This is a genomic window from Streptomyces sp. SID9727 (assembly GCF_010550605.1).
In the GTDB taxonomy this organism is placed as follows: Bacteria; Actinomycetota; Actinomycetes; order Streptomycetales; family Streptomycetaceae; genus Streptomyces.
Genome location: NZ_JAAGNI010000513.1, coordinates 20,970 through 33,111, shown reverse-complemented (window position 1 = coordinate 33,111; position 12,142 = coordinate 20,970). Strand labels below are relative to the sequence as shown.

The following is a 12,142-nucleotide window of genomic DNA, read 5'->3' as shown; positions in this document are numbered from 1 at the left end:
GGCGTCTCCCACCCTATCGAGGGGCCTCCGGGGCCCGTCGGCCGCGGATGTCCGAGCCGGCTCGTCTCGAACGCGTTCGCCGGGGTACACGAGCGTCACGCCCGGCCGGAAGGCATGCCGGGCAACGAACCCGAAGGGGTGGTGGGAGTGGAACACAGCGACCCGCGGACCGACTACCGCCGGGGGTGGTGGCGATGACGACCCTCGTGATCATCCTCGCGGTCGTCGTGGTGGTGGCCGCCGGAGCGTTCCTCGTCTTCGGCCGGAAGAACGGCGGCCACGGCCTGCGGCGGCGTTTCGGACCGGAGTACGAGCGTGCCGTGGCCCGGCACAACGGCGACACCAAGGCCGCCGAGCACGAACTGAACGAACGGCTGAAGCGGCACGGCTCGCTGGACGAGCGTGCGCTGACGGCCGAGGAGCGGGAGCGCTACCTCGCGCGCTGGGCGCAGGTCCAGGACCGGTTCGTCGACGCGCCGCAGCAGGCGGTGGCCGAGGCGGACACGCTCCTCGCGGAGCTGGCCCGGGACATGGGCTTCCCCGACGGCAAGGACTTCGACGAGCAGAGCGACGCGCTCTCGGTCCACCACGCCAAGCACGTCCACGGCTACCGGCGCGTGCACGCCGCCCGGCGCGGCGAGGGCGACACCGAGCAGCTGCGGACCGCGCTGGTCGAGGCCCGCGGCCTCTTCGACGTCCTCGTATCGAACGGCACGGACCGCCCGGTCCACCGGGACGAGCACCATCACGCGGAAGGAAGTGGCACGGCATGACCAAGGACACCGACCCCACCCCGCGGCCCACGGCCGCGCCCACGAGCCGTCCGGACACCGGGGCCCGGGCCGCCGGAACAGCCGCCCCGCACTTCTCCGACGACATCTCGGCCCGCCCGCCCCGGACGGCGCCCTCCGCTCCCCCGGCCGCCGCGCCCGTCCCGCTGTCCCAGAAGGACCTGGGGCACAAGGACGCGGACGGTACGGGGCGGCCGGACACCCCGGCCCGTCCGACGGACGCGGACCGGGACACCGACACGCGGACCTTCCGTACGACGGCCCCGCACACCCCGGACCGTGACGGCCGGGCGCACGCCGCGCACGACGGGGGCGACCGCCTCCTCCCGGCCGGCGACCAGGACAGGCTGGCCCACCGGCTGCACCAGGCGGTGACCGACTTCGTGGAGAGCCCGCACCGGGCGGTGGAAGAGGCCGAGTCCACGTTCGACGCGGTGGTCGCCGGCCTCACCGACGCGCTCAAGGAGCGCCGCAGCGCCCTGCACGTCGGCGAACGGGACGGCGGCGACCCCGGTGCCCGCACCGAGGAGCTGCGGATCACGCTCCAGCACTACCGCGACCTGACGGAACGCCTCCTGAAGGTATGACACGAGCTCGGAGAGCGAAGGCTGCCCCGGCACCGGGAGTGCCGGGGCAGCGGGCTGTGCGGGGGGCGGCCGACTACTCGCCGGTGTAGACGACCAGTTCGCCGCGCAGGCGTCGCAACGTGGGCCCCGGGACGCGCAGGCAGTCCCGTACGTATCCGTCCAGGCCGCCCCAGCGCTCGTCCATGGCGGCCAGGGCCGTGTCGAGGTAGCGGGAGCGTACCTCGGTGATCGCCGAGGCGATCTCCGGGTCGCCGCCCGCGTCGAGGAAGCCCTGCACGTACGGACGTCCGACGATCCGCAGCACCGGGTTCACCGCGAGGAACTCCTGCCGCACCACATCGCGCGAGGCGCCCAGGATCAGGAGCAGCAGGGCCGCCCCCCAGCCGGCGCGGTCCTTGCCGGTGGCGCAGTGGAAGAGCACCGGCCGCGCGGCGGGGTCGGCGGCCGTGTCGATGAAGGCCCGGTACGCGGCCGCGGCCCCCGGGGAGAGCACGAGTCGCCGGTACGTCCGGGCGACCGCTTCCTCGGCCTTGCCGCTGCCCAGCAGCCGCTCGGCCTCGACGGGGTCGGCGAGCAGCGCGCGAAACCGCGCGGGCGTCACGCCCGGGTTGTCACCCAGCACGTCGGCGACGAAGAGCCGGGCCCCGGGCGGCAGGGCGTCGGGGGCGGAGCCCCGCTCGTCGGCGGTCCGCAGGTCGACGACCGTACGGATGCCGAGCGCGGCCACGGCCGCGGCGTCCACCGGGTCCAGTCCGCCGAGCCGGCCGGAGCGCAGCACCGTGCCCGGCCGGACCTGGCGGCCCGGACCCAGCGTGATGCCGCCGAGATCGCGCAAATTGAGGGCGGAGACGGTCGGGACGGCCCTGACGGTGTGCACGATGGATTTCCTCTTCTCCCGGCACGCATCCGAAATGATTTCGGCCTGGCCGGATCAACGTCGCATGATGTCGTCACATCGACAAAGTAAAACGCCGGAGATCATCGATCGGCCGCGCGGGCAGGCGGGAGCCACGCGAAGCGGTCTCCCCGCGGGCGCCCCGCGCCCCCTGTTCTCACCCGGCCAGCAGGCGCGCCTTCTGGGCCTCGAATTCGGCCTCCGTCAGAATGCCCTGCTGCTTCAGCGCGGCCAGCCGCTCCAGCTGCCCGATCGTGTCCTCACCGGGCGCGGCCGGCCGCGGAGCGGGCGGAGGCGGCTGCTGGGCGGCGTACTGCTCCGCCTCCTGCTGCGCGAACCTGGTCTGCTGGCGCTGCTGGACCCGCCCGGAGACGGCGGACGCGGTGCCGGCGACGACGGCCGTACGCGCGGCGGCCCCGATGAGGCCGGGTCCACGACGGTTCATTCCGGGGCCTCGGAAGATCGGCATGGCGTGTTCCCCTTCCGGTGCGGGCGTCAGCCGGCGTGGCCGGCGGCGGAGGCGGCGGCTTCCGCGACCGCGGCTGGAATCCGTTCGTGGGCGATGACCTGCCCGCCCGAGGCCCGGACCGCCTCGGTCAGCGGGACGGCCCACAGGTCCTCCCACACGATCAGGGCGGCGGAGCTCCCCGGCGGCACGCGCTCGCCGAGCAGCCGGATGTCCTCACTGCTCAGCATGCCGCTGACCTCGCCCTCGACCGGTTCGAAGGAGACCAGGTCCTCGGGGTCCAGATCATCCAGCTCGACGGCCTGGACGGTGCCGTCCTCGGCCCTCTGCACGAAGGTCAGATCGAGGATGCGCACCGCCTTCGAGGCGACCGCGTCGGCCAGCGCCGGCGCGATGGCGCCGGTGAACCGGCTGCCGGGAAAAGCGACGACGAGGTATTCCACTGGTCCCACGGCCACGGGCGCGTCCTCTCCGCATGAATGGTTCGTGAGCAGCATAACTTTGGGCAATCACTGACGCACCATGGCAAAACAGCACACAACGGCAGGAGCGGCTACGCGACAGTAAGTAAAGGATCAAGTGCGCTGAGGGAGGGCAAGGTCACAGGCCGACGCACTGCTCCTCGCCGGGGAGCTGTCCTAGCATCTGGGCCATGACGGTCCAGCCTGCTGACGGGCTTCCGCTGGCCGCCGGATTCCCCGACCCCGCCCATGAGCAGTGGCAGAGCCTTGTCGAAGGCGTGCTGCGCAAATCGGGCAAGGACGTGTCGGGACCGGCCGCCGAGGAAGCACTGTCCACCACGGTGGAGGACGGGCTCATCACCCGGCCCCTCTACACCCCGCGCGACGACGCGCCCGATGCCGGTCTCCCGGGCTTCGCCCCGTTCACCCGCGGCGGCAAGCCCGAAGGGGGTACGGCGGGCGGCTGGGGCGTACGGCAACGGCACGCGTTCGCCGATCCCGCCCGGCTCAACGAGGCCGTGCTCGCGGACCTGGAGAACGGCGTCACCTCGCTGTGGCTGGCCGTCGGCGGCACCGGCGGCGTGCCGGTCCCCGGTCTCGAGCGGGCACTCGACGGCGTCCTGCTCGACCTGGCGCCCATCGTCCTGGACGCGGGCGCGGAACTGGACGCCGCGGCGGCCGAATTGCTGCGGCTGTACGCGGAGCGCGGTGTCCCGGCCGGGCGGGTACGGGGCAGTCTCGGCGCCGATCCGCTGGGACGCGCCGCGCGCGAGGGCGCCGAGCCCGACCTGGCGGAGGCCGTCCGCTGGGCGCTGCGGTGCGCCGAGGAGTTCCCCGGGCTGCGCGCGGTCGTCGTGGACGCGATGCCGTACCACGAGGCGGGCGGTTCGGCGGCCCAGGAGCTGGGCGCCTCGCTGGCCACGGGCGTCGCCTATCTCCGGGCGCTGACCGGGGCCGGGCTCGGCGTCGAAGCGGCGTGCGCGCAGCTGGAGTTCCGGTACGCGGCGACCGCCGACCAGTTCCTGACCATCGCGAAGATGCGGGCGGCGCGCCGGCTGTGGGCGCGGGTCGCCGAGGTCTGCGGAGCCCCGGGCGCCGGGGCGCAGCGGCAGCACGCGGTGACGTCGCCGGTCATGATGACGCGGCGCGATCCGTGGGTGAACATGCTGCGGACCACCCTCGCCGGCCTCGGCGCGGGCGTCGGCGGGGCCGACGCGGTGACCGTGCTGCCGTTCGATCACGCGCTGGGCCTGCCCGACGCGTTCGCCCGGCGCATCGCCCGCAACACCTCCACGATCCTCCTCGAGGAGTCGCACCTCGCCCGGGTGATCGACCCGGCGGGCGGTTCCTGGTACGTGGAGCGGCTGACCGACGAACTCGCGGAAGCCGCTTGGGCGTTCTTCCAGGAGATCGAGCGGGCGGGCGGCCAGGCCGCGGCGCTGGACTCGGGGCTGGTCGCGGAACGCGTCGCGGCGACCTGGGAGGCGCGCAAGAGGGACCTGGCGCGGCGCAAGGAGCCGGTGACCGGGGTGAGTGAGTTCCCGCTGCTGTCCGAGCGCCCGGTGGAGCGCGAGCCGCTCCCGGCGGCCCCGGCACGGGGCGGCCTCCCGGTCGTCCGCCGCGACGAGGCGTTCGAGGCGCTGCGGGTCCGCTCGGACGCCCACCTCGCGGCGACCGGCGGCAGGCCGCGCGTGTTCATCGCCGCGCTCGGCCCGGCGGCGGTCCACACCGCGCGGGTCTCCTTCGCCGCGAACCTGTTCCAGGCGGGCGGCATCGAGCCGGTGCACGAGCCGGTGCGGGTGGACGCGTCCTCGGTGGCCGGGGCGTTCGCCGCCTCGGGGGCGGACACGGCGTGCCTGTGCTCCAGCGACGCGCTCTACGCCGAACAGGCCGCGGAGGTCGCCGCGGCGCTGGTCGCGGCGGGTGCGCGGCGTGTGTACCTGGCGGGGCGGCCCGGCGCGTACGACGGTGTCGACGAGTACGTCTTCGCCGGCTGCGACGCGGTGGCCGTGCTCTCCTCCCTTCTCGACCGGATGGGTGTGGCGTAATGCGTATCCCCGACTTCTCCGACATCGGGCTCGGACCGGGCGGTGCCCCCGAGGCCACCGAGGACCAGTGGCGTGCCGCGGTCAAGGAGTCCTCCGGCAGCTCGGCCGCCGATCTGCTGTGGGAGACCCCCGAAGGCATCACGGTCAAGCCGCTGTACACCGGGCACGACCTGGAGGGCCTCGACTTCCTCGGCACGTACCCCGGCATCGCGCCGTACCTGCGCGGTCCGTACCCGACGATGTACGTCAACCAGCCCTGGACGATCCGGCAGTACGCGGGCTTCTCCACCGCCGAGGAGTCCAACGCCTTCTACCGGCGCAACCTGGCGGCCGGGCAGAAGGGGCTGTCGGTCGCCTTCGACCTGCCGACGCACCGCGGTTACGACAGCGACCACCCCCGGGTGACGGGCGATGTCGGCATGGCGGGTGTGGCGATCGACTCGATCTACGACATGCGTCAGCTCTTCGACGGCATCCCGCTGGACCGGATGTCGGTGTCGATGACGATGAACGGCGCGGTGCTGCCGGTGCTCGCCCTGTACATCGTGGCCGCCGAGGAACAGGGCGTACCGCCGGAAAAGCTGGCCGGGACCATTCAGAACGACATTCTGAAGGAGTTCATGGTCCGCAACACCTACATCTATCCGCCGAAGCCGTCAATGCGGATCATCTCCGACATCTTCTCGTACACGTCACAGAAGATGCCGCGCTACAACTCGATCTCCATCTCCGGCTACCACATCCAGGAGGCCGGGGCGACGGCCGATCTGGAGCTGGCGTACACCCTGGCCGACGGGGTGGAGTACCTGCGCGCGGGGCGGAACGCGGGGCTCGACGTGGACGCGTTCGCGCCCCGGCTGTCATTCTTCTGGGCGATCGGCATGAACTTCTTCATGGAGATCGCGAAGCTGCGCGCAGCCCGGCTGCTCTGGGCCAAGCTCGTGCAGCAGTTCGAACCGAAGAACTCCAAGTCGCTGTCGCTGCGGACGCACTCGCAGACGTCCGGCTGGTCGCTGACCGCGCAGGACGTGTTCAACAACGTCACGCGCACCTGCGTGGAGGCGATGGCCGCCACCCAGGGCCACACCCAGTCGCTGCACACCAACGCGCTCGACGAGGCGCTGGCCCTGCCCACGGACTTCTCCGCGCGCATCGCCCGCAACACCCAGCTCCTGCTCCAGCAGGAGTCCGGCACCGGCCGGGTCATCGACCCCTGGGGCGGCAGCGCGTACGTAGAGAAGCTGACCTACGACCTGGCGCGGCGGGCCTGGCAGCACATCGAGGAGGTCGAGGCGGCCGGCGGCATGGCGAAGGCCATCGACGCCGGCATCCCGAAGCTCCGCATCGAGGAGGCCGCCGCCCGCACCCAGGCCCGCATCGACTCCGGCCGCCAGCCCGTGATCGGGGTCAACAAGTACCGGGTCGAGACCGACGAGAAGATCGACGTGCTCAAGGTCGACAACTCCTCGGTGCGCGCCCAGCAGATCGAGAAGCTGCGCCGGCTGCGCAAGGAGCGCGACGAGCGGGCCTGCCAGGACGCGCTGCGCGCGCTGACCGCGGCCGCCGGGCGCGACCCGGGCCCCGGCCTGGACGGCAATCTGCTGGCGCTGGCCATGGACGCGGCCCGTGCGATGGCAACGGTGGGCGAGATCTCGGACGCCCTGGAGAAGGTGTACGGCCGGCACGCGGGCCAGATCCGTACGATCTCCGGTGTGTACCGCAACGAGGCAGGGGAGTCGCCGTCCGTGGACCGCACCCGCGCACTGGTCGACGCGTTCGAGGAGGCGGAGGGGCGGCGTCCGCGCATCCTGGTCGCCAAGATGGGCCAGGACGGGCACGACCGGGGCCAGAAGGTGATCGCGACCGCCTTCGCCGACCTGGGCTTCGACGTGGACGTCGGCCCGCTGTTCCAGACGCCGGGCGAGGTCGCCCGGCAGGCGGTCGAGGCGGACGTGCACATCGTGGGCGTCTCGTCGCTGGCCGCTGGCCACCTCACGCTCGTCCCGGCGCTCCGCGAGGAGCTGGCCGCCGAGGGGCGCGAGGACATCATGATCGTGGTGGGCGGGGTGATCCCGCCGCAGGACGTGGACGCGCTCCTGGAGGCGGGCGCCGCGGCCGTGTTCCCGCCCGGGACGGTGATCCCGGAGGCGGCCCACGACCTGGTGACGCGGCTCGGGTCTTCGCTCGGCCACGAGCTGTGAGCCGCTGAGCGATGGCCCCGAGGATCGATCTCGACAGTTACGTGAAGGGCGTGCTCGACGGGAAGCGCGCGCACATCGCGCGCGCCATCACCCTCGTCGAGTCGACCCGGCCCGACCACCGGGCGCTGGCGCAGGAGCTGCTGCGCCGGCTGCTGCCGCACTCGGGCCACGCCCGGCGCGTCGGCATCAGCGGGGTGCCCGGGGTCGGCAAGTCGACGTTCATCGACGCGCTCGGCACCATGCTCACCGGGCTCGGGCACCGGGTCGCCGTCCTGGCGGTCGACCCGTCGTCCAGCCGGACGGGCGGTTCCATCCTGGGCGACAAGACCCGGATGGAACGGCTGGCGGTGGACCCGGACGCCTTCGTGCGCCCCTCCCCCACCGCCGGCACGCTCGGCGGGGTGGCGAAGGCGACCCGCGAATCCGTCGTGGTGATGGAGGCGGCGGGCTACGACGTGGTGCTGGTGGAGACCGTCGGTGTCGGCCAGTCGGAGACCGCGGTCGCCAACATGGTCGACACGTTCCTGCTGCTGACCCTGGCACGCACCGGTGACCAGTTGCAGGGCATCAAGAAGGGCGTGCTGGAACTCGCGGACGCCATCGCCGTCAACAAGGCGGACGGCCCGCACGAGCGCGACGCGAAGGCCGCGGCCCGTGAACTGGCGGGCGCGCTGCGGCTGATGCACCCGGCGGACGCGGCGTGGACGCCGCCCGTCCTGACGTGCAGCGCGCGCGAGTCCACCGGTCTCGACACGCTGTGGGAACGGCTGGAACAGCACCGGGCGCTGCTGGAGTCGACCGGCCGGCTCGCCGCCAAGCGCAGCGAGCAGCAGGTGGACTGGGCCTGGACGATGGTGCGCGACGAACTCCTGGAGAGCCTGCGCGGCCACGCCGGCGTGCGGGCGGTGGCGCCGGACCTGGAGCGGCGGGTGCGGGAGGGGACGCTCCCGGCGACGCTGGCCGCCGAGGAGATCCTTGCCGCGTTCCGGGGGCCCGGCCCGGCGGTCTGAGCGTCCGCCGCCCGCCGCGCCCGGTCACATCCGGGTGTGGAGGGCGGCGGTGTGCTTCCGGACCTGTTCCGGGGTGAGGTAGCTGTCGGTGTACTCGAAGTCCCGCAACGTCGCCGGCTTGCGCATCTGGAAGCCGGTACGGACGAAGTCGTCGCCGGCGGCGGCGTTGATCAGCCAGTTCGCCATGACGCGGGCCTTGGCGACGTTGGTGCGCAACGCCGACCAGTGGTAGCCGCGCGCCACGGCCTGGGCGGCGATGCCGTGCATCTCGATGCCGAGCGGCTTGGACACGGCGTCCTTGCCGCCGAGGTCCACGACGAGCCCGAGGTCCTTGTGGACGTAGGGCTGAAGCGGCTGGTTGCGCAGCTTGGCGAGCACGTTGTCGGCGAGTTTGCGGCCCTGGCGCAGCGCGTGCTGGGCGGTGGGCGGACAGATCGCACCGTCGCCCTTGGCCAGGTCGGGCACGGCGGCCACGTCGCCGAGCGCGAAGATGCCGTCGTGGCCGGGCAGCGTCATCTCGGGCGTGACGGCGAGCCGGCCCTTCACGGTCTCCGCTTCGAAGGTGCCGACCAGCGGGCTGGCGGCGACCCCGGCGGTCCAGATCAGCGTCCGGCAGGGCAGCACCCGGCCGTCGGTGAACGTCACGGTGTCCGGCCCCGCCTCGGCGACGGACACACCGAGCGACACCTCGATGCCCCGGTCGCGCAGCACCTTGAGGGCGCTGGCGCCCAGCTTGTCGCCCAGCTCGGGCATGAGCTTCGGGGCGATGTCGATCAGGTGCCACTTGACGAGCTTCGGGTCGAGGCGGGGGTAGTGCCGCAGCGCGTTCGTGGTGAGGCGCTGGAGGCAGGCGGCCGTCTCGGTGCCGGCGTACCCGCCGCCGACCACGACGAACTGGAGCCGGGAGGCCCGCTCCTCCTCGTCGTCGCTCGCGTCCGCGAGGTCGAGCTGCGCGATGACGTGGTCGCGTACGTAGGCGGCCTCGGCCAGCGTCTTCATGCCGCGGGCGTGGTCGAGGAGCCCGGGGATGTCGAAGGTCCGGGTGACGCTGCCGGGGCTGAGGACGAGGTGGTCGTACCGTTCGTTGACGATCTCGTCGGTGATCTTGCGGATCACGCACACCTTCGCCTCGGGGTCCACGCCGATGGCCCCGCCGGGGATGATCCGGGTGCGGTGGCGGCTGCTGCGGCGCAGCGACAGCGCGACGGACTGCGGGGTCAGTACTCCGGACGCCACCTGGGGCAGCAGGGGCAGGTAGAGCTGGTACGAGAACGGGGCGACGAGCGCGACGTCCGCTTCACCGGGCCGCAGCCCCCGCTCCAGACGGCGTACGCACTCGACCCCGGCGAAACCGGCTCCGACTACGAGAATCCTGGGTCGTGCCACAGTGATCGTCCCTTCTGGGGGTCTGCACGGTCGTCCGTTCGCCTGCCCCGTCACACGCGCCCGTCACCTCTCATCTTCACGACCGGGAGGCGAGTGCGCCTGCTGGGACGGCAGAACGGACGACCGGGGCGGGTCACCTGGACAGGTAGGCGACCACGCCGCAGGCACCGCCCGCCGCGCCCGCGCAGACCACGGCGGCGGCGACGCAACGGACGCGCAGCCGGTGGTACCGCTCGGTGTACTCGCCGCGCAGTTGCAGGGCGCGCGCGGAGATCCGCGCCAGCACGACCCGGGATTCGGCGGTCCGCTCGGCGGTGTAGACCCGCTCCACGTCCTCGCGCTGGGCGGTGGTGAGCCAGGGCAGCTGGTCGGTGAAGCGGCGGGCGAGCCCGCGGGCCCGCTCGGCCTCGGCGTTCCACAGCAGGTAGCCCTCCAGCTGGGCCAGTCCCCGCGCGCTCTCGGTGTCCGGGCCGGCCGGCGCCCGCCTCTCCTCGCCGCTCACGCCTGCTTGTCCCCCGGCGCCACCGTCGCGGAGGTGTGCGGCCGGGTGGCCGCCTCCTCCAGCTCGCGCACGGCGGGGTGGTGCAGGTCGAATGCCGGGGATTCGGAGCGGATACGGGGCAGGGTGACGAAGTTGTGCCGGGGCGGCGGGCAGGAGGTCGCCCACTCCAGCGAACGGCCGTAGCCCCACGGGTCGTCGACCGCGATCTGCTTGCCGTACTTGGCGGTCTTCCAGACGTTGTACAGGAAGGGCAGCATCGACAGGCCGAGCAGGAACGAGGAGATGGTCGAGATGGTGTTCAGCGCGGTGAAGCCGTCCGCGGCGAGGTAGTCCGCGTACCTGCGGGGCATCCCCTCGGCGCCGAGCCAGTGCTGCACCAGGAACGTGCCGTGGAAGCCCACGAACAGCGTCCAGAAGGTGATCTTGCCGAGCCGCTCGTCCAGCATCTTGCCGGTGAACTTCGGCCACCAGAAGTGGAAGCCGGCGAACATCGCGAACACCACGGTGCCGAAGACGACGTAGTGGAAGTGCGCGACCACGAAGTACGAGTCGGAGACGTGGAAGTCGAGCGGCGGGGACGCCAGGATCACCCCGGTCAGGCCGCCGAAGAGGAACGTGACCAGGAAGCCGACCGACCAGAGCATCGGTGTCTCGAAGGAGAGCGAGCCCTTCCACATCGTGCCGATCCAGTTGAAGAACTTCACCCCGGTGGGCACCGCGATGAGGAACGTCATGAACGAGAAGAAGGGCAGCAGCACCCCGCCGGTGACGTACATGTGGTGCGCCCACACCGTGATCGAGAGGCCGGCGATGGCGATGGTGGCACCGATCAGACCGATGTAGCCGAAGATCGGCTTGCGGCTGAAGACCGGGATGATCTCCGAGACGATGCCGAAGAACGGCAGGGCGATGATGTAGACCTCGGGATGGCCGAAGAACCAGAAGAGGTGCTGCCAGAGCAGCGCCCCGCCGTTGGCCGCGTCGAAGACGTGCGCACCGAACTTGCGGTCCGCCTCCAGTGCCAGCAGGGCGGCGGCGAGCACTGGGAAGGCGAGCAGGACCAGCACACCGGTCAGCAGCACGTTCCAGGTGAAGATCGGCATGCGGAACATCGTCATGCCGGGCGCGCGCATGCAGATGATCGTGGTGATGAAGTTGACCGAACCGAGGATCGTGCCGAACCCGGAGAAGGCCAGACCCATGATCCACAGGTCGCCGCCGACCCCGGGCGAGCGGACGACGTCGGTCAGCGGCGAGTAGGCGAACCAGCCGAAGTCGGCGGCGCCGTTCGGGGTGAGGAAGCCGGCCACCGCGATGAGCGAGCCGAAGAGGTAGAGCCAGTAGGCGAACATGTTCAGCCGCGGAAACGCCACGTCCGGCGCGCCGATCTGGAGCGGCATGATCCAGTTCGCGAAGCCGGAGAACAGCGGCGTCGCGAACATCAGCAGCATGATCGTGCCGTGCATCGTGAACGCCTGGTTGAACTGCTCGTTCGACATGATCTGCATGCCCGGCCTGGCCAGCTCGGCGCGCATGAACAGGGCCAGCAGACCGCCGCCCAGGAAGAACGCGAACGAGGTGACCAGGTAGAGCGTGCCGATCGTCTTGTGGTCGGTGGTGGTCGCCCACTTGATGACGACGTTGCCGGGCTGCCTGCCGCGTACCGGCAGCTCGTTGGAGTACGACTCCTCGTCCTCGGCCGTACCTGGTGTGCCCGTCGTCGTCACGGGGCCGCTCCTTCGCTTGTGCATCCCTGTTACCGGATGCAGCAAAGCAGCGAAGCGGGCCCGTCGCG

Annotated in this window: 11 protein-coding genes; 5 read left to right on the top strand and 6 right to left on the bottom strand. The window is 72.0% G+C overall.

Annotated features, from left to right (window positions below; all coding sequences use genetic code 11):
- Nucleotides 1–185 precede the first annotated feature (185 nt).
- Nucleotides 186–773, top strand: coding sequence for a hypothetical protein (locus tag G3I41_RS35050; RefSeq protein ID WP_164404552.1), 588 nt, complete (start codon nt 186–188; stop codon nt 771–773).
- Complete coding sequence (locus tag G3I41_RS35045) at nt 770–1,378, top strand: hypothetical protein (RefSeq protein WP_164404551.1); 609 nt, start codon at nt 770–772, stop codon at nt 1,376–1,378. Before G3I41_RS35050 ends, G3I41_RS35045 begins: the two co-directional genes overlap by 4 nt.
- A gap of 73 nt (nt 1,379–1,451) precedes the next feature.
- Here G3I41_RS35045 and G3I41_RS35040 read toward each other — a convergent pair whose 3' ends face one another.
- The 3 genes from G3I41_RS35040 to G3I41_RS35030 all read right to left on the bottom strand — a co-directional run bounded on the left by G3I41_RS35040 (nt 1,452) and on the right by G3I41_RS35030 (nt 3,197).
- Entirely contained in the window at nt 1,452–2,255 is an 804-nt protein-coding gene (locus G3I41_RS35040; RefSeq protein ID WP_164404550.1) for a tyrosine-protein phosphatase, read from the bottom strand.
- Between the two features lie 175 nt (nt 2,256–2,430).
- Nucleotides 2,431–2,718, bottom strand: coding sequence for an SHOCT domain-containing protein (locus G3I41_RS35035; protein ID WP_164404571.1), 288 nt, complete (start codon nt 2,716–2,718; stop codon nt 2,431–2,433).
- A 50-nt stretch (nt 2,719–2,768) separates the two neighbouring features.
- On the bottom strand, nt 2,769–3,197 hold the full coding sequence (locus G3I41_RS35030; protein WP_343242285.1) for a DUF6325 family protein: 429 nt from the start codon (nt 3,195–3,197) through the stop codon (nt 2,769–2,771).
- A gap of 194 nt (nt 3,198–3,391) precedes the next feature.
- Between G3I41_RS35030 and mutA the strand changes: the two genes are divergently transcribed.
- The 3 genes from mutA to meaB are packed head-to-tail and all read left to right on the top strand — an operon-like array spanning nt 3,392 to nt 8,459.
- Nucleotides 3,392–5,248, top strand: coding sequence for a methylmalonyl-CoA mutase small subunit (gene mutA / locus G3I41_RS35025; protein WP_164404549.1), 1,857 nt, complete (start codon nt 3,392–3,394; stop codon nt 5,246–5,248).
- On the top strand, nt 5,248–7,449 hold the full coding sequence (scpA, locus tag G3I41_RS35020; protein WP_164404548.1) for a methylmalonyl-CoA mutase: 2,202 nt from the start codon (nt 5,248–5,250) through the stop codon (nt 7,447–7,449). Before mutA ends, scpA begins: the two co-directional genes overlap by 1 nt.
- Before the next feature lie 11 nt (nt 7,450–7,460).
- Complete coding sequence (meaB, locus tag G3I41_RS35015; protein ID WP_164404547.1) at nt 7,461–8,459, top strand: methylmalonyl Co-A mutase-associated GTPase MeaB; 999 nt, start codon at nt 7,461–7,463, stop codon at nt 8,457–8,459.
- A gap of 24 nt (nt 8,460–8,483) precedes the next feature.
- On the opposite strand, the gene G3I41_RS35010 is transcribed toward meaB, so the two are convergent.
- The 3 genes from G3I41_RS35010 to ctaD all read right to left on the bottom strand — a co-directional run bounded on the left by G3I41_RS35010 (nt 8,484) and on the right by ctaD (nt 12,074).
- Nucleotides 8,484–9,845: an NAD(P)/FAD-dependent oxidoreductase gene (locus G3I41_RS35010; RefSeq protein WP_164404546.1), complete on the bottom strand. Its 1,362-nt coding sequence runs from the start codon at nt 9,843–9,845 to the stop codon at nt 8,484–8,486.
- 133 nt (nt 9,846–9,978) lie between these two features.
- Nucleotides 9,979–10,347: a hypothetical protein gene (locus tag G3I41_RS35005; protein WP_164404545.1), complete on the bottom strand. Its 369-nt coding sequence runs from the start codon at nt 10,345–10,347 to the stop codon at nt 9,979–9,981.
- The gene (gene ctaD, locus G3I41_RS35000; RefSeq protein ID WP_164404544.1) at nt 10,344–12,074 is read right to left on the bottom strand and encodes a cytochrome c oxidase subunit I; all 1,731 of its coding nucleotides are present in this window, start codon (nt 12,072–12,074) and stop codon (nt 10,344–10,346) included. The genes G3I41_RS35005 and ctaD overlap by 4 nt, the downstream gene beginning before the upstream one ends.
- Nucleotides 12,075–12,142 lie beyond the last annotated feature (68 nt).

Coding starts and splice junctions, on each gene's coding strand:
- scpA (WP_164404548.1), top strand. CDS start 5,248: ATGCGTATCCCCGACTTCTCCGACATCGGGCTCGGACCGGGCGGTGCC.
- G3I41_RS35035 (WP_164404571.1), bottom strand. CDS start 2,718: ATGAACCGTCGTGGACCCGGCCTCATCGGGGCCGCCGCGCGTACGGCC.
- G3I41_RS35045 (WP_164404551.1), top strand. CDS start 770: ATGACCAAGGACACCGACCCCACCCCGCGGCCCACGGCCGCGCCCACG.
- meaB (WP_164404547.1), top strand. CDS start 7,461: ATGGCCCCGAGGATCGATCTCGACAGTTACGTGAAGGGCGTGCTCGAC.
- mutA (WP_164404549.1), top strand. CDS start 3,392: ATGACGGTCCAGCCTGCTGACGGGCTTCCGCTGGCCGCCGGATTCCCC.